Origin of the sequence: Pseudoalteromonas obscura (assembly GCF_030135505.1) — a bacterium.
Lineage (GTDB): Bacteria > Pseudomonadota > Gammaproteobacteria > Enterobacterales > Alteromonadaceae > Pseudoalteromonas > Pseudoalteromonas obscura.
The window spans coordinates 50,479-75,320 of the sequence record NZ_JASJUT010000005.1 but is presented as its reverse complement, the minus strand read 5'-3'; the positions used below and the strand labels follow the sequence as shown (position 1 = coordinate 75,320).

Annotated in this window: 24 protein-coding genes and 1 tRNA gene; 9 read left to right on the top strand and 16 right to left on the bottom strand. The window is 41.3% G+C overall.

The genetic code is table 11. The features are described from left to right. Nucleotides 1-50 precede the first annotated feature (50 nt). Together QNM18_RS13585 and QNM18_RS13580 are read right to left on the bottom strand one after the other, a co-directional pair. The gene (locus tag QNM18_RS13585) at nt 51-2,555 is read right to left on the bottom strand and encodes an ABC transporter permease (RefSeq protein WP_284137530.1); all 2,505 of its coding nucleotides are present in this window, start codon (nt 2,553-2,555) and stop codon (nt 51-53) included. After that, on the bottom strand, nt 2,545-3,264 hold the full coding sequence (locus QNM18_RS13580; protein WP_211011658.1) for an ABC transporter ATP-binding protein: 720 nt from the start codon (nt 3,262-3,264) through the stop codon (nt 2,545-2,547). Before QNM18_RS13580 ends, QNM18_RS13585 begins: the two co-directional genes overlap by 11 nt. Here QNM18_RS13580 and QNM18_RS13575 point away from each other — a divergent pair. Both QNM18_RS13575 and QNM18_RS13570 read left to right on the top strand, forming a co-directional pair. Beyond that, on the top strand, nt 3,263-3,886 hold the full coding sequence (locus QNM18_RS13575; protein ID WP_284137529.1) for an arylesterase: 624 nt from the start codon (nt 3,263-3,265) through the stop codon (nt 3,884-3,886). The genes QNM18_RS13580 and QNM18_RS13575 overlap by 2 nt on opposite strands. A 144-nt stretch (nt 3,887-4,030) precedes the next feature. After that, nucleotides 4,031-4,648 carry a lipoprotein gene (locus tag QNM18_RS13570; protein WP_284137528.1) on the top strand — a complete coding sequence of 206 codons (618 nt, stop codon included), beginning with the start codon at nt 4,031-4,033 and terminating at the stop codon, nt 4,646-4,648. Between the two features lie 43 nt (nt 4,649-4,691). On the opposite strand, the gene QNM18_RS13565 is transcribed toward QNM18_RS13570, so the two are convergent. From QNM18_RS13565 to QNM18_RS13550, 4 genes are all read right to left on the bottom strand, one after another. After that, nucleotides 4,692-5,945 (bottom strand): sensor histidine kinase, encoded by a 1,254-nt coding sequence (locus tag QNM18_RS13565; protein ID WP_284137527.1) that lies wholly within the window; start codon nt 5,943-5,945, stop codon nt 4,692-4,694. Nucleotides 5,946-5,949: 4 nt separating this feature from the next. Further along, nucleotides 5,950-6,660, bottom strand: coding sequence for a response regulator transcription factor (locus QNM18_RS13560; RefSeq protein WP_284137526.1), 711 nt, complete (start codon nt 6,658-6,660; stop codon nt 5,950-5,952). A gap of 283 nt (nt 6,661-6,943) precedes the next feature. After that, on the bottom strand, nt 6,944-7,360 hold the full coding sequence (locus tag QNM18_RS13555) for a winged helix-turn-helix domain-containing protein (protein ID WP_247687440.1): 417 nt from the start codon (nt 7,358-7,360) through the stop codon (nt 6,944-6,946). A gap of 366 nt (nt 7,361-7,726) precedes the next feature. Beyond that, nucleotides 7,727-8,833, bottom strand: a complete 1,107-nt coding sequence (locus tag QNM18_RS13550; RefSeq protein ID WP_211011663.1) for a DJ-1/PfpI family protein — start codon at nt 8,831-8,833, stop codon at nt 7,727-7,729. A gap of 264 nt (nt 8,834-9,097) precedes the next feature. Between QNM18_RS13550 and QNM18_RS13545 the strand changes: the two genes are divergently transcribed. Together QNM18_RS13545 and QNM18_RS13540 are read left to right on the top strand one after the other, a co-directional pair. Continuing rightward, the gene (locus QNM18_RS13545; protein WP_284137525.1) at nt 9,098-9,565 is read left to right on the top strand and encodes a DUF3293 domain-containing protein; all 468 of its coding nucleotides are present in this window, start codon (nt 9,098-9,100) and stop codon (nt 9,563-9,565) included. A 313-nt stretch (nt 9,566-9,878) separates the two neighbouring features. After that, nucleotides 9,879-12,266 carry a hybrid sensor histidine kinase/response regulator gene (locus QNM18_RS13540; protein ID WP_284137524.1) on the top strand — a complete coding sequence of 796 codons (2,388 nt, stop codon included), beginning with the start codon at nt 9,879-9,881 and terminating at the stop codon, nt 12,264-12,266. Here the strand turns inward: QNM18_RS13540 and QNM18_RS13535 are convergent. From QNM18_RS13535 to QNM18_RS13525, 3 genes are all read right to left on the bottom strand, one after another. Next, on the bottom strand, nt 12,246-12,572 hold the full coding sequence (locus tag QNM18_RS13535; protein WP_211011666.1) for a cupin domain-containing protein: 327 nt from the start codon (nt 12,570-12,572) through the stop codon (nt 12,246-12,248). The two genes, QNM18_RS13540 and QNM18_RS13535, sit on opposite strands and share 21 nt — an antisense overlap. 80 nt (nt 12,573-12,652) lie before the next feature. Beyond that, a tRNA-Ala gene (locus tag QNM18_RS13530) sits at nt 12,653-12,728 on the bottom strand. 167 nt (nt 12,729-12,895) lie between these two features. After that, complete coding sequence (locus QNM18_RS13525; protein WP_211011667.1) at nt 12,896-13,423, bottom strand: NADPH-dependent FMN reductase; 528 nt, start codon at nt 13,421-13,423, stop codon at nt 12,896-12,898. Between the two features lie 120 nt (nt 13,424-13,543). On the opposite strand from QNM18_RS13525, the gene QNM18_RS13520 reads away from it, so the two are divergent. Next, on the top strand, nt 13,544-14,440 hold the full coding sequence (locus QNM18_RS13520) for a LysR family transcriptional regulator (protein ID WP_211011668.1): 897 nt from the start codon (nt 13,544-13,546) through the stop codon (nt 14,438-14,440). 11 nt (nt 14,441-14,451) lie between these two features. On the opposite strand, the gene QNM18_RS13515 is transcribed toward QNM18_RS13520, so the two are convergent. Next, nucleotides 14,452-15,186 (bottom strand): substrate-binding periplasmic protein, encoded by a 735-nt coding sequence (locus tag QNM18_RS13515; protein WP_284137523.1) that lies wholly within the window; start codon nt 15,184-15,186, stop codon nt 14,452-14,454. A gap of 396 nt (nt 15,187-15,582) precedes the next feature. Between QNM18_RS13515 and QNM18_RS13510 the strand changes: the two genes are divergently transcribed. From QNM18_RS13510 to QNM18_RS13500, 3 genes are all read left to right on the top strand, one after another. Next, entirely contained in the window at nt 15,583-15,966 is a 384-nt protein-coding gene (locus QNM18_RS13510; RefSeq protein ID WP_023398258.1) for a hypothetical protein, read from the top strand. 401 nt (nt 15,967-16,367) lie between these two features. Then, nucleotides 16,368-17,009: a response regulator gene (locus tag QNM18_RS13505; RefSeq protein WP_284137522.1), complete on the top strand. Its 642-nt coding sequence runs from the start codon at nt 16,368-16,370 to the stop codon at nt 17,007-17,009. Between the two features lie 223 nt (nt 17,010-17,232). Then, nucleotides 17,233-17,868, top strand: a complete 636-nt coding sequence (locus QNM18_RS13500; RefSeq protein WP_211011671.1) for a cohesin domain-containing protein — start codon at nt 17,233-17,235, stop codon at nt 17,866-17,868. A gap of 143 nt (nt 17,869-18,011) precedes the next feature. Here QNM18_RS13500 and QNM18_RS13495 read toward each other — a convergent pair whose 3' ends face one another. From QNM18_RS13495 to QNM18_RS13485, 3 genes are all read right to left on the bottom strand, one after another. After that, the gene (locus QNM18_RS13495; protein ID WP_284137521.1) at nt 18,012-19,169 is read right to left on the bottom strand and encodes an outer membrane protein assembly factor BamB family protein; all 1,158 of its coding nucleotides are present in this window, start codon (nt 19,167-19,169) and stop codon (nt 18,012-18,014) included. An 87-nt stretch (nt 19,170-19,256) separates the two neighbouring features. Further along, complete coding sequence (locus QNM18_RS13490) at nt 19,257-20,639, bottom strand: winged helix-turn-helix domain-containing protein (RefSeq protein WP_284137520.1); 1,383 nt, start codon at nt 20,637-20,639, stop codon at nt 19,257-19,259. A gap of 180 nt (nt 20,640-20,819) precedes the next feature. Next, nucleotides 20,820-21,572, bottom strand: coding sequence for a hypothetical protein (locus QNM18_RS13485; RefSeq protein ID WP_284137519.1), 753 nt, complete (start codon nt 21,570-21,572; stop codon nt 20,820-20,822). 415 nt (nt 21,573-21,987) lie between these two features. Between QNM18_RS13485 and QNM18_RS13480 the strand changes: the two genes are divergently transcribed. Beyond that, nucleotides 21,988-22,461, top strand: a complete 474-nt coding sequence (locus tag QNM18_RS13480; RefSeq protein ID WP_284137518.1) for a hypothetical protein — start codon at nt 21,988-21,990, stop codon at nt 22,459-22,461. 83 nt (nt 22,462-22,544) lie between these two features. Here QNM18_RS13480 and QNM18_RS13475 read toward each other — a convergent pair whose 3' ends face one another. From QNM18_RS13475 to QNM18_RS13465, 3 genes are all read right to left on the bottom strand, one after another. Beyond that, entirely contained in the window at nt 22,545-23,150 is a 606-nt protein-coding gene (locus QNM18_RS13475; RefSeq protein ID WP_211011676.1) for a glutathione S-transferase family protein, read from the bottom strand. A gap of 126 nt (nt 23,151-23,276) precedes the next feature. After that, on the bottom strand, nt 23,277-23,690 hold the full coding sequence (locus QNM18_RS13470) for a VOC family protein (protein WP_211011677.1): 414 nt from the start codon (nt 23,688-23,690) through the stop codon (nt 23,277-23,279). Between the two features lie 157 nt (nt 23,691-23,847). Further along, on the bottom strand, nt 23,848-24,762 hold the full coding sequence (locus QNM18_RS13465; RefSeq protein ID WP_284137517.1) for a LysR family transcriptional regulator: 915 nt from the start codon (nt 24,760-24,762) through the stop codon (nt 23,848-23,850). Nucleotides 24,763-24,842 lie beyond the last annotated feature (80 nt).

The window sequence follows — 24,842 nt, the reverse complement described above, 5'->3', positions numbered from 1 at the left end:
CAGCTCCACTTTAAGTAAACGGCTTGCTTCGTTACCTCTTTTTTAATGTCCTAAGCGAGTTTTCTCAATAAGCCTTGGGTATTTTGCCGCATCGTACTGGCCACCATAAAGTAACCTATCGCGGCCACAAACAAGGCACCACTTGCAGGACCCAATGCCCAAATATATGGATGTAGCTTACCGTCTACTTCAAACAACTCTCGTTGGATGATAAGTAAAGTGACATCACTGACCAAGGCAGCAACAAAGCCCGCCAAAGCACCCAATAGTAAAAACTCATACAAGGTTGCCAATTTAATCAAGCGCCCACGTGCACCTAAAGTACGCAAAATAACAATCTCCTGCATACGCTCGGCTAGGCTCGCCTGTACCTGAGATATCAGCACTAAAGCACCACTGGTTAACACGATGGCCAACACGAAACTAATAGCCAATGACACTTGAGCAATCATTGACTGCGCTTGCTCTAAACGACTTTTAATATCAATCATACTCACTGTAGGGTGCTGCCTAAGTAGCGTACTGACGGTTTTTTCATCTCCTTCACCAAATTGCGCAGCACTAAAATAAGTCACAGGAAATTTACCCGCGACAGGGGGATTAAAGATCATCACAAAATTGGGCTTGAGCGACCCCCAATCAACGCTGCGAAGACTGGTAACCTTGGCATCAAAGCTGCGTTCATTAACTAAGAATGTCAGCGTATCACCCACTTCAATGCCTATCCCTTGCGCCATTCCTCGAGAAACAGAAACTTCTAATTCTGTACTATCCGCATCAAACCATGTGCCATCGACCACTTCATTGCCATCTGGTAGCTGCGTCATCCAAGTCAAGTTAAGCTCTCGGCCTGCTCCTCTGGTGGCCTCTTCATCTTGCTCCTCTCCTTCTTGCTTCGATGCACTACGCGCAAATTTTTCTCCATTTAACGCATTTGCACGACCTCGAAATATAGGGAAGAACTCCGTATGCGTAATTTGGTTTTGCGTAAAGAAGTCCTGAATATCACTGACCTCTGATTCGTTTATATTAATTAGAAAGGCATTGGGGGCGTCCGCAGGCACTTGCATTTGCCAATCGGAGATCAGGTCATTTTTGAGTACAAATAAAAATAACATCAGCTTTATCGCTAAAGCAAAGCTGATCAACTGCACAGCATTTGCATTGGCGCGCTTTTGTAAGGTGGCAATGGCCAAAGACCAACTGCTGCCGGGGCTCAATCCTAACTTTCTACCAGCGCTAAATAGCAACCTCGACACGCCAAACAGCACGAGCATCAATATTGCGGTCCCACCAAAGAGAAAAAGTGTTGTTTTTAACTCTCCACTGAAAAACCACATCAAGGCAAAAATTGTCGTCACCGACAGCGCCATATGAACTCGACTTACAGCCAGTTTATCCCCTAAATTACGACGTAAAACGCGCAGTGGTGGGATATCAAATAAATCAAGCAGCGGCTTTAATGAAAACATCAATGCGCACACCACACCTATGGTAATGGCTAGAAACCACGGTTTGAAACCCGCAGCTGGCAATTGCGTATCCATAAAGCTGGCAAGGTAATCGGTTGCCACAGCTTGCAACCCATAGCCAATTACGATGCCCATAGAGACTGAAAAAGCTGTCACCATAGAGAGATGAAGCAAAAAGATATTGCGAATTGTAGCTCGACTACCGCCGAGTGTTTTCATCATGGCAACCGGATCATACTGACGTTCACAGTAACGCTTGGCCGACACAGCCATTGCCACCGCAGCCAACATAATTCCGAATAATCCAGCTAGTAACAAAAAGCTCTCTGAACGCGCGAGATTCTCACCTAGTGGCGATTGACGGTCTTTAATCCCCTGCCACCTTTGATTTTCTCTCAATTGAGGCTTCAGCCACCCATAGTAATCTGTCAACAGAGCTTCATCACCCGAAAACAACATGCGATAAAACACTCGACTTCCTGGCTGAACCGCCTGCGTTGCCTCAATATCAGTGTAATTTAATAAAACACGTTTATTACCCGCCAACGAGAAAAATGGTGCATCCGGTTCACTGACAAGGATTTTACTTGCCCGAAACATACCTACGCCAATTTCAACTTGGTCGCCAACTGCCAAGCCTAAGCTATAAAACATCCCTTCACTAAGCCAGACCTCCCCGGGCTTAGGTACATCACGTACTTCATATTCAGCTTGCGCAAAATCATCTTTGAGCTTAACGACGCCCCTTAAAGGGTAACCATTAGATACGGCTTTAATCGACCCCAACACCAGTTCATCATTGGCAAATAACATAGAATCAAAAAACATTTGCCGTGCAGTGTTCAGACCTAAACGCTCAGCTTCAATAATATAATCATCATTTAGGGCATGGTTGCTCACTAAACGTCTATCCGCAGCAATAAAGTCTGCTGATTTTTGCTCAATGTTCATTCGAATGCGCTCTGTCACAGATGACAAGCTAAATACTGTTAGTACAGCAAGGGCTATCGCCGCGAAAATAATGGTTAACTCACCACGACGCAGCTCTCGCCAAAATAAAGTGAGTGCTAACTTAAACCACATGAACTGTTGCTCCTTCACCGTCGCGGATCTTTTCTAACTGGCCACCCTCAATGTGAATAATCCGATCGCACTGCCGAGCGAGTGCTTCATCATGAGTAACCAAAATCAATGTCGTGCCATTTTGCTTATTGAGATCGAACAGTAACTTTTCGATGAGATGGCCATTTTTACTGTCTAGATTAGCCGATGGCTCATCTGCAAACAGAATTTTGGGCGAACCTATGAATGCACGTGCGATCGCTACACGCTGTTGCTCACCGCCGGAAAGTTGCGATGGATAGTGACTCACCCGATGGGATAGGCCCACTTTTTCAAGTAATTCCGATGCCTGTTGTTTTGCACCGCTATCACCCGCCAACTCAGCCGGTAGCATGACGTTTTCCAGCGCAGTTAAGCTTTGTACTAACATAAAAGATTGAAAAACAAAGCCCACCTTTTCTGCTCGTAGGCGCGCGCGCTCTTCTTCATCTAATTTGTGTAGTGCCGCACCGTCCAAAAATACTTCACCAGCCGATCCTGTATCCAGTCCGGCCAGCAAACTGAGCAACGTAGATTTACCTGAGCCAGACGTGCCCACAATCGCAACAGACTCTCCTGACTTGACAGTGAAATTGATATCGCTAAGGATATCTAAGTCACCCTCAAAGGTACTGACTGTTTTGTTAAGTCCTTTGACCTGAATAACATTTAACTGAGAAAGTACTGACATGATTCGAATTTTCCTAAAACTTATGCTGTTCCTCGCATGCCTCAATCAACCCTTTGGGGCAACAGCTAGCGAGACTAAAATTATGATCATAGGTGATAGCTTAAGTGCGGGCTACGGACTTAAACAAGACCAAGATTGGGTTAATTTGTTACAAAATAAGTACGCTGAAACGAAAAAATCGATCTCATTAATCAATATGAGTGTCTCTGGCCAAACCACAGACAATGCACTACTCACCATTGATGCCCAACTTAAAGCGCACCAACCTAGTCATGTATTAATCGAATTAGGCGGAAATGATGGGATTCGCGGTTTTCCAATTAAATTGATCCGCAAGCACCTCACTGAGTTAGTTGCAAAAAGTAAAAACAATGGCGCAAAAGTCGCGCTCATGGAAATTCAAATTCCACCAAACCTAGGTCCTAGATACACCAAAATGTTTACTGGTAACTATCAAACAGTAGCCAAAGACACTGGGGCTTATTTGATGGATTATTTTATGGTGCCGATCGCAGTCGACAAGTCGCTAATGCAAGATGACAACCTGCATCCAAATGAAAAAGCCCAGCCGCTTATTAGAGACTTTATGGAAAAACAATTTGATTTATGGCTGAACAAATAGTAACCAGCTGAATTAAAAAGTAAATAATTGTACCCAACAGCACTTTTGGGTACACTTTAGATGTAGTTTTAGTGTTAAATGACCCACCTAAAAGTCAAGAATCACTGCCCTCTATGGACGTTCTATATTAGTAAGGAAATTGAAATGAAGAAGTATTTTGTAACAGCATTAGCTGTCACGATTTTATCTGGCTGTGCATCAGTTGAGATGCAAAGTTATGTTGATCCGCAATTTAAAACCACCCAATATTCAAGTTTTTTAGTTGACGCAGCAATCGCCGACTTAACCTTGAAAACACTGATTGAGGACAGGGTTTGCAAACAAATCAACCTTAATTTCAGTGAGGTCAAGTGCGTCAAAGCGATCGATACCTTTTCTCCAACACGGGAGTACAACCAGCAAACATGGCAGCAAGCTTTTGCCAAAACGGGTGCACAAGCACGATTGCAGATAGAGCTACTTTCACAAGAAAGCCAAGCTTCACATACTTTCACCGCAAACTCAGCACCTTCGTATTCGCCAATGGGCACCCCCTCGACTAACTATACGTCGTATACCACTGTACATCTAACGGACAAGTTTCAAATTACTTTATTTGACAAAGGGGACCAAAATAAAGCCATGACGGCAACTGGTGTTGTAAAAGCGCAAAAAACCTTTCGAGATCACAACAAGACCATCGCGTCGATGTTATCGGAGCGAATTGCACAAGAACTACTCTATAAGGGCTTAGTTAAGCAACCTACACCTGTAAAACTATAACTGGGTAAGCAAAACTGAAACTTGAGGCTAATGCCTCAAATTCCTAATTTTTTGGGCAAGTGAGATGAAATGCACTGCCCTGTTCGCTGCTATCTAGTGATAAGTGGATATCTAATCTTTGACATAACCTAAACACGATAGATAGGCCCATTCCTAATCCTGAGCTTGACTCACCTTTGATCCCTGATTCAAAAATTCGCCCTTGTATATCACTTGGGATCCCCTGACCCGTATCTACGATACTCAAGATATTGTTCGCAAAGTTCACCGTGACAGTGCCTTTGTCTACATGGGAAAATGCGTTTCCAATCAGGTTGCTCAATATCAAGTTTAAAGCACTTTCACCAAGCGCAATGGTAGCGCCACTAGGCACGTTGATCTCTACCGATATATCTTTACTCTCAATTTTATGCGCTTGCTGTAAGATACAATTTTCAACCAGCGGTAGCAGTTTCACTTCTGTTTGGTTGATTGTTTCTTCTCTGGCCAACGCTAGCAGGATCTCAACGCTTTGCGCCATTTGCGCCTGTGCTGATACAGCACGCTCTACCAAGGCTTGTTGTTTATCATTCAATGCTTCTTGCTGTAGCAAGGTCAGCGCCCCTTGTGTAACCGCAATAGGAGTGCGCAGCTCATGTGAAGCATCTCTGGTAAATGCTTGCTCTCTATCAATAAATTGACGAATTCGATCCAGAGCCTGTTCAAGTGTGCGCGCAAAACCGCCAATCTCATCATTTACGAATTGATTGGAGAAGTTCTGTGGCAGCTTCTCAACGGGCGCCTGCGCAACAATATCAACCAACCGATCGAGGGGTTTAAGCAGCTTTTTAGCCATGGCAAGTGACATGAAGGCCAGTAATATAGCAACAATCAACACGATTGCGAGCGCCACTAGCAGGAAGTTAAACATGCCCATTTTTATTTTTCTAACTACCAGTTGCTCACTGACCTCGGCCAGTAAAATCCCTTTATCTAACCACATTAGGTGATAGTGCTTATCGTCTATTGAGGCAAATTCAACAGCGCGTGGCTCCTCGATCAATGCCTCTTTTATAAATATGGGTAATTGCTGCTTATGCTCCAAGTATTGAATAAAATCAAGTCGAGGTTGCGGTGTGTTGCCCAAGTTTAACTGCTTGGAGACATATGCTGCTTCATCTTTGAGCAATACATTAAATAGATGATCTTCAATTGTATAAGCAAAAAGAAAACAGACGAATCCAAATAACAAACTGATAAATACCGATATGCCAACAAAATAGGCAATGATTCTAGTGCGTAATTGACGAGCTTTCATAAGATTATGCAATATCCAAAGCCAGACCAACACTGTGAATCGTTTTAATGATCGCTGTGTCAAATGGCTTATCAATCGCCTTTCTAAGCTGATAAACATGGGATCGTAACGCATCTGAGTCTGTAGGGTCATCTCCCCAAATTTTATCACTGAGCTCACTACGACTCAGAGGCCTTGGGTGGTGCTCCATTAACAGCTGCAATATTTTAAGTGGGATCGGCTGCAAGATAATTTCTTGACCGCCACGCTTCACTTGTTGAGTTTGAGCATTAAGACTTAAGTCGCCAAGCTGTAAAGTTTTCTCACAGTTAAGCAAGTGACGCTTAGCGAGCGCCAAGCATCTAACAAATAACTCCTCCAGCGCAAATGGCTTAGTTAAATAATCATCAGCGCCTGTTTCAAACCCCGCTAATTTATCATCCAGCGCATCGCGTGCAGTCAACATAATGATAGGAATATGCCGGCTGGCTTTATTTCTCAGGGTGTTACACACAGCTAGCCCATCCATTTCAGGAAGCATGATGTCGAGAATAATGCAGTCATAATAGTTCTGTAAGGCAAGATCCACGCCTTGCTTGCCATCGTAAGCAAAGTCCAAGACTAATCCGCGTGGTTCAAAGTACTCTGCAATATTGCGGCTGATTTCGAGGTTGTCCTCAACCACGAGTACTTTAAATTGCATATCCATTTTGCGCATAGACGAGTGTTTATCCATATTAATACCGTAGAAATTGGGTTATTGCTTACAGCTTATCATGCGGATCTGTGAAATGATTGTGAAATAACGGGAAGCTTGGTAAAAAGTGCGATTGATCTGCTCTATCGGTTTTACCAAGCATAAATACTTGCGCCACCTTAAGAAAAAGTGGGCACCAAGTGGAGAGTAAAAGTGAGTTATTACCCTCATAAATTAACTTAAGCACGAAACATGAATTTTTTTATACTTATTTTTAAAATTAAGAACATTTAGCTCTATTTTCTCATAACTTGGTGCTTATTTATGTTAACTTTCCTCTTCTCATCGGGGACTGATTAAACAGTCGTGTTAGCCATTGAAATAGGCCTGGACGTGGATCTAACTTCACATTTAAGTTAAAGCTATACCCTTTTTTGTAATGAGTTCTGATTACTTCACCTTCTAGATTGTGTTTTGAAATACTGCGACGTAGCTCTGACACAGCACGATTTATCGCGTTGTTGTCAACATACTCTTGTTGCCAGATCTCTCGACACAATTCATCGCGGCTAATCACGCGATCTCTGTGCTGAATAAAGTAAACTAACAAGTCGTAGATCAGGGGTTCAACTTTAACCCTTTCACCGCAGAATGTTAACGAACGTTTCCTTTTATTCAGTGCATAATGACCAAATACCGCAAAGGTAAAGTCAGTATTTTCTTTATCACTTAAATTCATGATCAACAATATACTTCCTTTATATATGACTTTAAAAGCGCTTATATTTTATCGCTCTAGGCAGTAAATTGGTATTAACTAAGCCATATTTTCACATGACTTTTGTTAATAGAAACATATTACCCAATTGACCACAAAAGAGACAAAAAACCTTAACAGTCAACTGTTGATACACAAGTTTTATACAAAAAAAACACATATGAGAACAAAAAACCCTCGCTTTATTTTAGAAAATTGCTGTTTATTTCAGTATTCATGACAGTCAATTATTTAGGCTTTTTTTATCCACATTAGTAAAATTCATGATGTAGTATTTTTTTCTTAATTTTGACTTAAAAGGGCCCATTTTTAGGCCCTCATAACCCTCTAAAGGGATGCCATAAAAGATTTGATTTTTTCGTTTTCAGGAAACTGTTTCGCGCTTGATTGTAAAACTTTTAACGCTTTATCTGACTGATTCATACGCACATAGGCTTGAGCAAGCGAGACTGCTAATACGGGGTGTGAAAACTTAGGTAACACATACTCTAGTAGCTGTGCACTGGCATCCACTTGATACTCTGTTGTGGCATGTTTAATTTGAAAAACACTAAGCATAGCAAGCATTTTCATGTCATAAAGTGCTGGTGTTGCTTCCAACTTTTGAATGGCTGCATTTTGATCCCTTAAAAATAACTCATACAAATTGACACTGGCATCATCTTGATAGGGCTGAGCTGACAGTAGTTCAACGCCCATGGCTGTCACCATTGCCCGTGCAGTATCCACGGTTGAAAAAGGGTTTTGGCCTGTGATCAATCGACCATCGACAGTGACTTGATTTAACATCACGCCATCTTGCTCGAATTTTGCACCGCGCTCTTCTAGTTTGTCTTGCAATAAAAATGGGAAATCTTTTAACCACTTAGAACCAAATGCGTGCTCTTCCGCATTGGTAAACCCATTAACTCGTTTTCCTTCTACCAAGTAGCTTCCATCACTCAATTTTACGTCAACAAAAGCCGCTGGCCCATGGCACACGCCTGCAACCACGCCACTATTTTCATAAACTTTTGAGATAGTTTGCTTTAGCGGTTCATGCTGATGTAAATCGAACATCGGACCTTTACCGCCAACAACAAATATGCCATCAAATTTACTGGCATCAATATCTGCCAGCTTGTAGCTGTTTGTCAGAGAGGCTACAGCAGTCTTATCATTCAGGAATTTTTGATTATAAATTGCTGACTTATCATATTCGTCTGCGATAGGTTCACCACCTGACGGAGAAGCAATAGTGACTTGAATACCATGGCGTTTAAATACATGATACGCTTTGCTTAATTCACCAAATTCGTACCCTGGCTTTACAAGCTCTTGGTTTTGATTTACTTCACCGTAGCTACTGACCACCATCAATACATTCGTGTGATCTTTCGCAGCGGCAACTGAGCTAAAAAGTGCAATACTGGTTAGCATAGTGAGGCTTTTCATAACGACTCTCCTTTTGGTTGGGAGTATCACAATAAGGGAATGGATGTGAAACTGACGTGAAGTAAGGAGCAATGACTTTCGTAGAAGTTATATTATACGTTTAACTAGTTAAGTTGATTGAAAAGACTTGCCGAACGAGGCTAGAAGAAACTACTTTGTAGTTTTTATTAACTCTTAATTACGACTCTATCGTTGTAAACTCTGACAATGATGAGTCATACAGTTAAAATAAATGGAATATTCCAACAATCAAGAATAATCACAATGAGTAATATAACTACCAATGCCAAAAACCAGCATATTTCAGAAAATATATGGCTACTTTACAAAGAAGCATACTTCTATCCTTTAATGCCAATTCACCATTATAAGAATGGTGCAATTATAAGCGTGTGGAATACACATGGTCATCAGTTAAGTAGGAAGAAGAATACCAGCTTACAACAAAAATATATTGCGTTATTGTCTCGGTTACCGTCAACAATTAAATATCTATACGGTGGTAATCATGACATGTCTTATCGTGAGTTGAGTGTGTGTTTAGACCTCCCATTAACGCTTGCTCAATCTATTTCCAAGCGCTATAACCAACGCGCTTTTTATTACCTAGTTGATGGCAAAATCACTTTATACAATAGTCATAATTTGGCACAGTTTTACACTTTTAATGATTTGATCACCTCACGATTACGTCGTGTTACCCTACCGAGCAAAAACGCAGCTCTATTGTGAGACACGATGCTCACTGTAACGTTTTCAATCCAGCGGACTCATATATCTGCATTATAGATTTACGCCGACACTTTGTTTTATTCATCATTTTTATTGCGCCATGCGTTCATACATAAACTAACACCCTAAAGACAAAGTTTTTTTGATTTAGAATAACAAACAGTAACACGGTATTTTTAAACTTTTAAGAATCACCTTAAGCAACTGAATTTAAATGTATTATTATTTTCGGTCAGACCTAAACTGACTTTAAGCATCGCACCTACTGATTCTTGACTAAAATAAGAGTTAAATGTTCAGTCCTGCTGCGCCTATGCAACTTAAAACCCGGCTTCCTTTGGTATTAGCTGTCACAGCTTTAGTGCCAATGCTTGTTATCTTTTTCATTGCAATGCTCCACAGTGCACGCCAAGCGGGAGAGATGAGTATTCGAGCAGCGCAATCAGAGGTACTCAGTGCGGCAGCATTATTTAACGCCTACTTTTCTCAACGAAAGTCCGAAATTTCAACCTTAGCGCGACAACCAGCTCTTCGAACGATGGACTTTAACCAAATAAAACCTATCCTAAACACCGAAAAGCAATCACACCACGGCGTATACGAAAAGTTTATTGTAGGGCATGCTGATGGCAGCTTTCATAATACCGAAGGGGGAAACCCGCATCACAAAATGTTGCGCACCTTTGATGATTCTGATCCACAAGCCAAAATAAAAACCATTAAGCAGCGAGACTACTGGCAATACACCATAAATAACAACATTGAACAGCTCCCTAGGGTATATGTCTCTGAACCCATGATTTCATACACAACGGGCGTTAAGCAGATTGTTGTTGCTGCATCAGTTTTAAGCCATGACAACAAGGTCGTTGGCTTATTAGGGGGCAGTATTCCCTGGCGTGAAGTCGATCGACTCATTGTTAATGTCAAAGACCATGTACTACAGCAATTTGGCTCGCAAGCCAAATTTATGCTGGTGTCTAATACTGGTATTTATATGTACCACTGGAATACCAATAAAACCATTCAACATCAATATAAAGATGGCAACTTCGTGCTCAATGATATTGGTGAAAAAGCTAGTACAATCAACAGAATCACCAAAGAGCAAGATCCCTTGCTAAAAGCACTTGGCATCAAAATGATCGCTGGACTTGAAGGACATGGGCAACTAATGCTAGATAATCAGACACATGCATTTATCTTCTTTGCCCCCATTCCCGCAGCCAATTACAGTCTTGCTGTAGTTTTGCCTGAACAAGTCGTTTTTGCTTCAGTGCAAACCCTCAAAGAAAAGTTACTGCTGACACTCACGCTTGCTACATTATTGAGTATGCTTGTGGCTTGGTGGATAGCATATCGATTGTATAGCCCTATTTCGCGTTTAACATATGCTGCAAAATCACTTGCCAAAGGTCACTACAACGTCCACCTCAAAACCAAAGGCAGTGATGAAATTGCTGAACTGAGCCGTACATTTGAAACTATGCGTGACACCATCTACGCGCGAGAAAGTGATTTGGAATCCAGAGTAGAGAAACGAACTCAAGCACTCGAAAAAGCAAAGCGCGAAGCCGAATTCGCAGTTACTGCAAAGAGTCGGTTTTTAGCCAATATGAGCCATGAGATCCGCACACCCATGAATGGTATTTTGGGCACTATCCAGCTATTAGAGCAAGAAGCAAGCTTCAACAAAGAACAAAAACACCTTCTCAAACTCGCCAGTGTTTCAGGCAGTAACTTATTGACTCTCATAAACGACATACTGGATATCTCAAAACTTGAGCAAGGGCAAATCAATTTATACGAAGAGCCGTTTGAACTAAAAAGTACCATTGCACATTTACTGCACCTTACTCAGTCAAGGGCTCAGTCAAAGCCTATTGCCTTATCACACTCCATAGTGACTGATACTCCAGTTGAAATTGTCAGCGACAAACACAGGTTACAACAAGTGCTACTCAACTTATTGAGCAACGCTTATAAATTTACGATTCAAGGCGAGATATCTATTTTGGTCCAGCTCAATCCAAATGATGCGACACAATTGTTATTCGCAGTTAAAGACACTGGTATTGGTATAAAAAAAGAGCAACAAAATAAAATTTTTGACCCGTTTTGCCAAGAAGACGACAGTACCACCAAACGTTTTGGCGGAACTGGGCTTGGATTGAGTATTTGCCAACAGCTAGTTAGCCTTGCTGGCGGGATCATATATTGTGAATCCACACCAAAAGAAGGTGCAACGTTTGCTTTTACATGGCCATTTAAACCTTGTTGCTTAATCGACTATAGCGCAGCAAAAACTGATCAGTGTATGCAACTCAGTGGGAAGATTTTACTTGCTGAGGATAATGCAATTAACCAGGTTGTGATCAGTGCTATGTTAGAAAAGTTTGGTTTGCGTGTCGTATTAGCCAAAGATGGCCAGCAAGTACTAGAAAAAGTGGCACAAACCTATTTTGATCTAATCCTCATGGATATACATATGCCTAAGATGGATGGTATTGAAGCGACTAAACACTTGAGAATGCACCCCCAGTACAGTCAAATGGTGATCATTGCGATTACTGCCAATGTGTTTTTAGAGGACATCGCGACGTATTACAGTGCTGGCATGGATGACTTTGTCGCAAAACCCGTTGAAATGGCTAAGCTAGAATCTGTATTAAGCAAGTGGCTAGGTGTAAAAAACCGCTAACCAAATAGTATCAGTATCCGGTTTAGTCCAGCTGACCTTATGTTTGCAATGTGCAGGAATATGAATATGCTCACCGGCAACCAAGGTCACAATACGACCGTCTGAAAATGTGAGTTGCCCCTCACCTTGCAGCACCATTACCCACTCATTTTGCGCTTGATCATACCATCCTGTTTGCGGAGAAGTATGTCCTCTAGAGATAATACGTTCAATTTTAACATCACCGCTACTGGCAATGACTTCGAAAAATTCATCTGATAAATCTCTGGGTATATCTCTAAATATACTTTGTTTGTTTTCATCCATGCGTTCACCCCTATCTTGGTGGATACATTCATTTAAGTTGTGCAGTTTGGTACTGTTGCAAGAATATGCTGGATAAGGTTTGGTGGAGCTAGGCGGGATCGAACCGCCGACCTCTTGCATGCCATGCAAGCGCTCTCCCAGCTGAGCTATAGCCCCAAGTAAGACGCTAAGATTCTATTATATCTTATTAATTTGTAAAGCTGTTTTTTGCGAAGCGTGAAAAGCTTATGATCTTAAATTGCAACAGTGGCTGTAAATTGCAGCTGCTCTGCGTTGATACTGGCAGCTGCAAAAACAGTATATTTGGGAACAAACTTGTTAATTTAGTTTGCCAATTGTTTTAGTGCGTTGCTCAAGGCGTCATTGATTTCGCCATTAGTTAATTTACCCGCTTCCATATCAAAGTTGTCAAAAAAACTAGGGACAGATAAGTGCGCTTTTACATCAGCTGCAAAATACGGCGCAGAGTTCACAGCAGCACCTAACACACTTTGTGCTCCACCAGGACCAGGAGATGTTGCCAAAAGAACCATCGGGGTATTTTGATATACTTTCATATCAATACGAGAAGTCCAGTCAAAGATATTCTTGTACGCTGCTGTATAAGAACCATTATGCTCAGCAAATGAGACAATAACTGCATCCGCAGCGCCTATTTTGTCGTAAAATTTTTGGGCCTGCTCTGGGATCCCATTGTCTTTTTCTCGGTCAATGCTGTAAATCGGCATCTCAAAATCATTCAGATCTAAAATTTCTATCTCTGCGTTCTCAATTTGTGACGTCGCATATTTTACCAGTGCATTGTTGATTGACTGACGGCTGTTGCTCGCTGCAAATGCTAGTACTTTCATAATGTTCTCCAAATTAACTTTTTGTGGGTTGTCAAATATGTTTACTCGACTTGATGACAAACAGTGTAGATTAAGTTTTAATAAACATTAATAGGGCAAACGTAAACTTACTATTTCCATATGAATCATAATGTATTTGACGGGATTCCAGTCTTTGTTAAAGTCGTACAATGCAATAGCTTTGCATTGGCCGCAGAACAACTTAGCCACTCACCATCTCATGTCAGTAAAGTTATCAATCGCTTAGAAGCTCGATTGGGCGTCAGATTACTCAATCGAACAACCCGAACTTTGGCACTTACCCCTGACGGAGAAGTGTATTATCAGCATTGTGTGCAATTGCTCAGTGATGCTGAACAAACGCTACAACTGCTTACGCATCAGGAAAATAAACCCAAGGGGGTGCTTAAGATTAGCTGCCCTGTCGCATTTAGTTTGGATTACCTCAGACCGGCAGTCACAGAGTATTTGCGCAAATATCCGAATGTCACTATTGAATGGGAGCTCAATGACCGGGCGGTAGACGTAGTTGGAGACGGCTTTGATTTGGCAATTCGTGCAACCACCCAACTTGAAGAGTCTAGTTTGATCTGTAAACGTATTTACCGCTGCAGAACCTTAGTTGTTGCTAGCCCCAAATATATAGAGCGATATGGTAAGCCCCACCACCCTAGAGAGCTAAGCAAACATCACTGCATCTGCTACAGTAACCTAAAGCACCCAGATCGCTGGGAGTTTACAGATCAGGCTGGGAAGTCATTTACCGTTGATGTTAGAAAGCGAGCCAATATTAATAACGGGCATATGCAGGCAGCGATGGCAATTGACGGAATAGGCATTTCTAGATTGCCCGAATTTTATCTAGCTGATGCCATTGAACAAGGCCAGCTTGAAATTTTACTCGAAGCCTACCTGCAAAGGCCTGTGGAAGTCTACGTGGTCTATCCCAGCCGCAAGCACCTTTCTCCAAAGGTTAGATACTTTATAGATATACTGTCATCCCAACTAGCGTCATAACGTCTAGCACGCTATTGGTTCAATGCACCATATTGACGATAGATGGCTTCAATCTCGCCATTGCGCTGCATTACTTGCAGTGCTCGATTAAGTTCCGCCTGCAATTGCTGTAAATGGGGTTGTAACCGCATATGCACTGGTAACTTGCTGATCTCAAAAACAACCTTGAATGACGCATAGTTGGGGTTGTGTTTTTGATAATATGCAGCCGTTACATCACCGATCATGAGATAATCAATTCGTTTGTGAGCCAGCTGAGACAGCAGCTCTTTTTCAGAAACATTGTCATAGAGTAAAATTTTGTTTTCACCAAAGTGAGATTCAAACTGTCCGTAACGATAACCCCTTACACGACCAAAAACCTTACCATAAAAAGATTTTGGATCGACGGTTGGCCGTTCACCTTCACGACCCAATACCACTTCTTTAGAGTATGCATAAGACCGTGAATAGATCCCTGGATTTTTTCTTTGTGCACGCCAAATAGGATTGACACCGGGCTCAATGTCTATTTTACCCATATCAAATAGCTTTTGACCCCGTGCCACAGACCAAGGTACCAACTTAAAAGTGTGTCCAGTGAGTTCACCAAGTCGAGCAAACAAGTCACTAAAAATCCCTGTAGGTTGGTGATTGTGAATATAGTTGTATGGCGGATTCGCGCCGTGATACACCAAAACACTGTATTCCTTTGCAAGCGCGACACCTGAATAAAACAACGCCGCCAAACCGAATAAATAGTACATAACTTATACAAATTAACTCATCCTTTATCAACTTAGCATAAATTTTACACACATTATGGTTTTGCACCGCTTTTTGCTTAAGAAAAAGGCCATTTCTTCCCTAATTTATAACACTGCTAATAACAACACTAAAGCAAAAGAAACAATAATTCATACAACAAAATAAATTGACTATTTAATGCCCATAAATTTCATTTCATAAATTTTTTCTTCATTTTTTTGACTTTAATCATAAATATTAACTTCATTTATTCGTTTAATAATGGTGTGCGAACACAAGGTGATTTGTCTTGTAGTTTGATGTTGTGAAGGAAATGGCACGACATAAACAACCCCGTACACTTAACTTTTTATCAGCCAATAAGGCTATTTATTCTCAAGAAAAGGAAACTAACTATGAAAACTGGCGTATTATTCTCACTTATTGCCGCTGCGGCCGCTGCCAATGTTTCAGCTCAAGAGCTGTCTGCACAAGCGGGTTATGCAAGTGTTCAAGAAGTGCTTGAATATGGTCGTAAGTATCAAGCTATCAGAACACAGCTTAAAGATGCAGGCTATCGCTTCCACAATTGTCATACTCAAGTCATTAATTATTTTGTGACGCCAATGCAGCCTGAATACCTATATGCACAAACTGAATGTACTTACTCGACGCCAAGTGGCGGTAATTACTCGCTTCAAACAGACTATGCAAAAGTCACCATCGACGTGAACTTCAATCAAGAGCACGGACTGTACCGCGAAGGCGATGTAACTGTGAACTACATGACTGTTTACTAGCCATTCAATTACATAGCAATTATTCATACCGGTTAGCAATAATTTGCCATGTAATAGCAACCTAATGGGCGCACCTTTATGGTGCTCCTATGGCTGTGAAGCCTTAAAATACAAGCTCTTATAACCACCTAACACCGTTAAAACCAAGCCCGCAAACACCAACAAGTACGTCTTATTCAAATTTGTGCACAATCTTAACGATAGCGATATGCACCGTAATCAATTACATATAAAATACTTACCCATCTGATAGCCGTATACTTTTAGTTGCTACAGGTCAGTAAACACGGTTACTTCCTGAAAAAAGAACAAAAAATCGACGCTATTTATTAATAAGGCAATAGTTTAGAACTATTATCTCAACCAAGCTTTTGCGAGATAAGTATATACATGGAGTTAAAATGGGTAACGGAAAAGAAAATAGTTTAACCATATTAATCGCGGATGATCACCATTTAGTGCGTCAGGGCTTGCGTTCACTGATCGAGAGATCACAAACTCAATATAATATTAGTGACGTCGCCACTGGCGAGCAAGCATGGCAATTTATTTCTCAATATCAACCTGATCTAGCGATACTAGATATTTCAATGGGCGATTTGAGTGGCCTCAAAGTGTGTGAGCACGTTAAGCGGCGCAAATTAAGAACTCGCATCATTTTTCTCAGCATGCATGATGATGTTAAGGTCATTCATCGCGCATTTGAGGTTGGTGCAGACGCCTACCTCTCCAAAAGTGAAGCTTTTGATACACTCAATCAAGCGTTGCAAACTGTCGCTGCCGGTCATTCGTTTATTAGCCCTAACATAGAGAGTGAATTAGCGCGATATAGGGCAGCCACTACACAGTCTCTCCTTACAGCAAGAGAGAAACAAATCGTCAGCTATATCACACAGGGCAAATCCAACCGACAAATTGCCGATGCACTATGTATTTCAATAAAAACTGTTGATAATCACCGAACAAAGGCGATGAGAAAGCTTGGAGTCAATAAAGCTGCCGAATTAGTCAAATACGGCTTGGAAGAAGGGCTTGTTGTGTAAATTGAACTCAATTTACTAGTCAATTGGGGTAAACACACTATTTATATTATTTTGACACAATAGTATTTTACTCTGCCATCAGAAACCAAAATATGACAAGCGCCGCAATACTGAAATTTTCAAGTTATTGGCTACAGGTCGTATTTAACAAAAGTGATTTACACACTAAGCTATAAATTAGTGTAACTACATACTTTAATTGAAGATAAGATGAGAGTGCCAGATGGAAAAGGTAATCGCTATATATTTGCTTCTTTTTGTGACCGCTATCAGTGCACGTGACAATTCGATATACATAAGCCTACCAGTAGACCAAATCAAAACGGGAAGCGAGTTTTATGTTGACATTATGGCAGACGACTTACCAGCCATATATGGCGTACATTTAACACTAAAATATGATCCCAAAAAATTAATCATGTTACCACCACACGACAAAGCAACATCTCCTCAATTGGAACATGGCAATTTATTTAATCATAAAGCGCTAACAGAGAAAGTTAATCTAGCAAATATTCATTCGGGAACTATCAGTTACACCGTAAACCAATCAACACCAGCAAAAAGTATTTTTAGCACCAACCGAATTGCACGTGTGTTCTTTAAAAGTAATGTCGATGCAGCCAAAACAAACATCGTTATAGATACAGCCTACTTTGTTACCAAAGACGGCCATAAGCTCCACTTCCCGACCCAGCCTGCGGTGGAATTGCAATTTGCTAACTCTTATGCGCCACCGAAAAGCCCAGCAGCAGATTTTTCGCTTCCTAGGTATTTATTCCTCGTCGTTTTAGCCATCTTATTTGGCGTAATTACGCTACTTAACCATAAAAATGTATTAAGGTACCACGCTGATTAGACCCAGAGCGTGTTTGCCACGATACTCACTCAGCGCGAGCCAGTTACTATTTTGGTCAAATTAGTACGCCATACTAGGCTTTTTGGAAAAATATTAAGGCACAGTTACGTGCCTTAATACTGGATTAAAACCTCATCGCCTAGTTACTGTTGGTAAACATGAATAAAGCCATCCAGATCTGGTACCAACACCTTACCAGCACCGACCGCAGGTGAGGCATACACACCACCATGTACAAATCCCGGAATCAATGTGGGTTGATAATGCCAAACTCTTGTTCCCGACTCTCTTTCTAGCGCCATAAATCCGCGTTGAGTAACATACCAACCCGGTTCATCATGGCCTGTGGAGCCTATATAAACATGTTTTTGGTCAACAACAGGTTGCCCCCAACTCCAGCCAGGCGTCGCCACTTGCCAAACAATCTCTCCTGTTTCAACTGCCATCTTAAACAGTAACTTGGCATCAGAGCTGCCAATATAGAAATAGTCACCTTCGGTGTCTGCAACAGCACTCGACTCAACCCAAGAGCCACCTGGCAATGCCTTTTTCCACACCACTTGACCACTGTGAGGGTCTAGGCCATACAAGTATGTATCACGAGAGCCGATTATGAGTATATCGTCGAGTATCACTGGACTCGAAGGTATCGCGCCTTGGGTTTTAAATTGCCAGGCAAGTTCGCCTGACTGCTTGTCGAGTGCATAAACATAGCCATCCCAACTCGCAACAAATACTTTGCCCTGATAGATACTGGCGGTCGCTCTGATCATTCCGCCAGTATTAAAACGCCACTGAATCTTGCCTGTACGTTTTGAAATGGCATAGAAATTTGAATCGGCACTGCCAACATAGACAAAGTTACTATCGGCCACTGGGCTAGATTTGGTGTAGTCAAACTCCCACGGAGCGTGATTCGCCGGCAATATACGATTGTGATCGCTGTCATTTAGGCTGGCCTTCCACAGTAGTTTTCCATTCCAACGATTCAAAGCATACAGATATCCATCATCACTAGAAAAAAACACTCTATGGTGATCAACAAGCGGCTTCGAGCGAACTTTATCGCCAGTTGTAAATACCCAACGCGTTTTCACTCTATCAATATCAAACGCATACACCTTGCCATTATCACTACCAAAATAAGCCTGATGATTTTTAAGTGTTATGCTCCCCCAGTTTTCGCTGCCAGTCTGATAGCTATATAGGTAATCCCCGCTTTTCGCCAAAGCGGTTACAGTCGACAAGATAGATAGCAGCCCCAAAATGAAGGCTGCAATTATTTTTTTATAGATTGTCATTGTGCACTCCTAGTTAAATTCGAGTGCGACATTAATCTGACGTAGAAAAGAAGTCCTGAATACGGTCTAAAACTTTCTTAGTAATTATTAAACCCCTGATTTATCAGCTTTTAAAATGTACTCTTGCACTAATTGATTGAATCCACTTTCCTGTTTTAGCGGTAAAAAATGAGGATCTGCCGCAATCCACATAAAGGCATACTGACCAGCTAATCGCGATTGCTCCAAGTAATGTAGCGCTAACTTAGTCTCTCCAATTGCAGCAGCATACCGAGCTTGAGACATCGGAGCCTCATAATGCCCAATATCTGCCTTACGAGTATCATGATAAAGTAACCAACGATAGACACCTTCAATACCATGGACGTCAAATTGTTGCTCAACCATCTTAATTTCTGAGTTGCTATATCCTTCAAATTTCATGACCCAAACAAGCTCTTTAACTGCCAGATCAAATTGACCAAGTTGTTCATAAATTGCTCTGAGGCATACATGGTAAAATCGATTGCTCTGTGAATACGGCCTCAGTTTATCTAGTGCTGAAAACGCTTCATCAAATCGCAAACTCATCATATAAACCCACGCAACGCTTTCACTAGAATAACCATCAGGCTCGAGGGATTGATAAATCTTGATGTGCTTTAATGCTTCTTCCAATCTACCTACGGCAAGCAAATATTGGCCGTACATATGATGAGCTTCACTATTTGGAAGCGCATTTAAAAAGTAAGTTTCAACATCTTGAGTATTCATTTCCCCCATAAACAAAAGTTTGGCATACAGTAGATTCGCCTCTTTATGTTTGGGATCTCGTAATAGAATACGTTCCAAAATTGCCTTTAAGTGTTGTTTAGCTTGATGATAATCAGCCATCTGTGGGCGAAGCTTATAATAATAACCCTTTGCTAACCAAACCAAGGGCTCTGTGAGTTTAGGTTGCTCAACCGTTATTGATTTAAGTAAACTTATGGCCTTATCTATATCGTCCGGGTGATTATTTATAATAAAGCGCGCTTGATTAAATGGTTCAGTTAGATGCGCAGGGATCACCTCTTTGACGGGCTCTCGCGGCATCTGCCAAAAAACAATCATTGAAATTGCAACCAAACACAATGCTGCTTTTAATAACAAACTATCAAGAGATGATGGCAATGCATCGCACAGTGGAGGCCCTATCCAGCGATAACCAATGCCTGAAATTGTTTTAATATATTTTGGCGACTTAGCATCGTCACCAAGTAGCTTTCTGAGTCCATTGATTGTCACATATATCGCATCTTCGCTAACAACACGCTGCCCCCACACCTCTGAAAGGATCTGAGATTTACTGACATCTTGATGCTTAAACTTCAATAGCAAAATTAACAGCGCATACTGTTTAGAGTCTAGTTCCACTACTTTCGTGTCATTATGTAAGCTCAACTGCCGATGATTTATGACCCACTGTCCTTTGCTGGCGGTCTTGAGCATAATTCCTACCTAAGAATAAAAATCTATCGTTATTTATATTTTAAAAAATATTTGAGTGAAATATCGCCACTAGCATAATGGACTTGACGTGCCTTGTTAAGGAAATGATCAAAAAAGTTACACTTGTAATAAAAAATAAATATAAAGGGATGAGTGTTCTCATCCCTTTATCCGTAAAAGTTAATAATAGTTGGTACTTAACTCAGCACTTTGAGCAAACTCATTAATAGTCCACTCATCAAATAACATTGTCATACCGCCGGCATTGACACACTTTATTGCGTAAGTAAGCGAAGAACTATACGCGTCGTAAGCGACTTTTCCGCCATGGCTATAAAAATTACTATGTACGTTTTCGACGCTGAACTTACCATTAAATAATGCTGGCACATCACCATTAGGAAATCGAAGAATACTGCATTGTCCATCAGGAGCAAACGTATTAACTGATAGTTGGGTTGTCAAATGTACCGACTCAAAGTAACCAGGCACTCTGCCTCCTCCAACATTCCAATTATCAAACTGCATCGCTCTATCATAAGTGATGGCGGGTGCTGCTGGCACTTTATGATGTACACTATAACTACTGCCTTCGGCGTCATAGCAAGTAACTTTGAGTACTTTAGCTAGGGTTTCGTGGCCCTCAGCTACAGGGCCAGATACTGATTTATTATCAGCAACGTTCAGCTGCGCTATTAACTTGTTACCCGCTTCATTGTAAAGCCCCGCATCAGCGCAGCTGGCCTGATCATTGAGGGTTAGATATGCCGCAAAATAGTGCGCAGAACTAGTTTGCACCATAACACTTTTCACAGGCCCATGATTATACTGAGTTGTTCTACCTGAGTTACTATCTGCATCGTAAATTGGTTCTAATGCGTATACGTTTCCAGTCAGCAAAACACTGGCTGCGAGAGCGTGGGACAATTTCATAACAATCTCCTTTGAAAATCACCGCTTAATAAGTCTATTATTTTTACTAATTATTTTAAGCACACAAAAGGCCTCCTATGCGAGTGCAAAACACCTCGGCGATCACGCCAAACATTTCAGGTCAACGTAATCAATTTTGCAATGTCAGTAATCAAAATCACCACATATTCGTGCCGTGTACCTCATTAATAATGACGATTTAAAACAATAAGTCAAATGTTTTTACTTAATTATTTTATCGCTTTCCGGCATTAGACTTATTCAAAATTTAATGGTAATAAATTGAAATATATAAATATAATTATTATTTAGGTGTTAATAGCCAAGGTTTGGATTTTTCTGTTCAATTAAAAGCGACATTCGTAGTAACCTAAATAAAGATCAAATATGCTTTTACGCTCAGGCAGGAAGAAAGATGTATTTTTGGAATATCTCAAAGCTCAAACTGGATTTAGTTGCAAACAAATTGACCACCTTATGCGACCTAAAATACCTCATTGCGACTTTGGCTTTGCTATCGTTGTCCGTTACATATTCTGAGAACTCAAATTTATTCGATTACTTGAGCACCTTAGTAGACATATGTGTACTGACTTTTGGAACTTGGTTTTGCTATCGAGTTAATGGAGGCAAAACAAGCAAAGATTTTTTACGCCGATACTTGTCAATAGGTTGGGTGGTCGGTATTCGTGTTATTGTATTTTCTATGCCAGTGGTTATTGCAACCTACTTTTTGTTTGATTTCGCTGGCTTCGAGGTCTTAGGGGACGCTACTTTACTTGATGTTGGCGTCACACTCTTTTTTTCAAGTTTTTTCTATTGGCGAGTCTTTGTACATATGAAACAAGTACAATTAACTGACGAAAAACAGGCTGAATTTAATAAGTAGCTTCTAGCAACCATTGTCGTATTGCCGCATTTAATCCACTTAAACACGGCAACATGTGCATCTAATAGCACCCACTTCTGGTGTTATTTTTCAGGTGCACTGACATAGTGTAAGCCGCTTTCAATTCTGGCAAACCAATTGGCAATATTACCGAAGTCACTGAGGTTTATGCCCGACTTTACAGCCAACTTTGGATACGTGTACAACGCGATATCCGCAATGCTCGGTTTGGTACCGAGCAAATAGTCTCTGTCGTTTAAGTGCTTATCAAGATAAGTGAAAAAGTGAATTGTCTTGTCGTAAGTTTGCTCTAAGTCACCGGGCTTTCCAATCACTTTGATACCGCGATATAAATTTGGGCCATTGAGCACCTCTCCAGCCGACATAGATAAAAACTTCTGTACCTCGGCGCGAAGTAACGCATCTTGCGGATACCAAGTTTTATCTTCATCGTACTTTTCAGCAAGGTATACGAGTATCGCATTTGAGTCACAAATTACCGCATCACCATCAACCAACACAGGTACCTGACCCAACGGGTTTAGCGCTACAAAATGATCGGATTTGTGCTCTTGAGTGTGTGGATCTAACAGCTTTAACTCATATTCTATTCCTAGAATAGATAAAAAGTGCCTAATTTTATGGCTGTTTCCAGAAAGTGAAAAACTATATAAGGTGATACCTGACATACCAAAAGGATCCTTTTACTGTAATTTTATATCTGCGCCGGGTGACGGCTCACCCGACTACCACAGATAGTTTTTCATAGACGCTCTACCGAGTAAATGAAGTATTTTTGAAGATTGCAACACGCATTAGTCACTGTTGCGTTGAGCTGGTAAATCGCTTTGATACTCTACAAACTCCACCTCAAATCCGTCAGGGTCAATAAAGTAAACATTTTTACGATAAGGGTGCTGCGGCCCCGTCTTGTCCACCGTATAACCCGCATCATTCAAGCGCTTAATAACCCCTTCGATACAATTCACGACATAGGCAAAGTGACCAAGGCCGACCTGATGTCCAGATAACACCTTATTTTCGCCCTCACCATGATCACTAAAAGCAAGATAATGGTAGTCGTCACCAAAATGAAGCCACTGTCTTGGCTTGCCAAACCACTCTCCATGACCTTTGCTTCTCACCTTCCAATGGGGAAAGGCAGCGCGATAAAAGTGCAGTGCCGACTCTATATTTTTGACTACAAGATTGACATGTTCTAAATACATACGCGCACCTTATTTACTTTCCATGGTGTGATTAAACGTTGAATTTTTATCAACAACCAATTGAGATATATATGCTTTGACGAGTGCTTTCATGATCTTTCCTCCTTTAAGTTGAACACACTTTAAAAGCTCAACTTAACTTGAGGTAAAGGTTTTTTTACACTTTTTCTGGCTGTGACAAACGATCGGTAAATACACCCTGAATAAATTCGACAAAAGCGCGAACTTTGGGAATGTGTAAACGGTTTTTTGGATACAATGCGTACACCTCCACCGCAGGTAACTGCCAGTGAGGTAAAATGGGAAGCAATACATTTTTTTGTGGCTCTTGTGCACACATGTAGTCTGGTAAAATGGCTGTGCCTACTCCATCCAAGACCATTTGCTTGAGTACCACATAATCGTCAATGCGCATTCGTGGGACGACAGAGATATCGCAATGTTGCGCCCCATTTTGTAGACGGACCACTTCAGATTTTTGAATGCTACTCATCAGTAACACAGCGTGATTTCCAAGCTCATGGGGAGATGTTATCGGACCGTGCTGCTTCATATAAGTGTCACTTGCGTACAACCTGCGAGAAACACTCCCTAAACGCTTGGCAATTAAACGAGAATCGGCTAATTCGCCGATGCGTATTACCAAGTCAAACCCTTCATCAATCACGTCGACTCGGCGGTTTAGTAAACTGAGTTGTAAATTGACCTGTGGGTGCGCACGCATAAACTGACTCAGTACAGGCTTAAGGATCTCATGCCCCATACCGACAGACATACCAACTTTGAGTTCTCCGGATACCTCGGTGAGTGCTTGCGCAACACTGGCATTGGCCAACTCAACCTGCTCCTTAATTTGCCTACAGTACGTGAGGTACGTTCTCCCTGCTTCTGTTAAATGTTGCGATCGAGTTGTACGCTGCAACAGCGTGATCCCCAAATTCGCTTCAAGTTGTGTAATTTTTCGGCTTAAGTTGGCCTTTGGCATATTGAGACGCTCAGCCGCCAAGGTAAAGCTGCCCGCATCCACGACAGATAAAAATAACAGCATTGAGTTCAGATCCGTTTTCTCCATTACCCACCCCAATTGTTGTTGAATATGGAAAAGTAATTCTATTTTATAGGTATATATAAAACAACTGGCTTTCCTTAAAC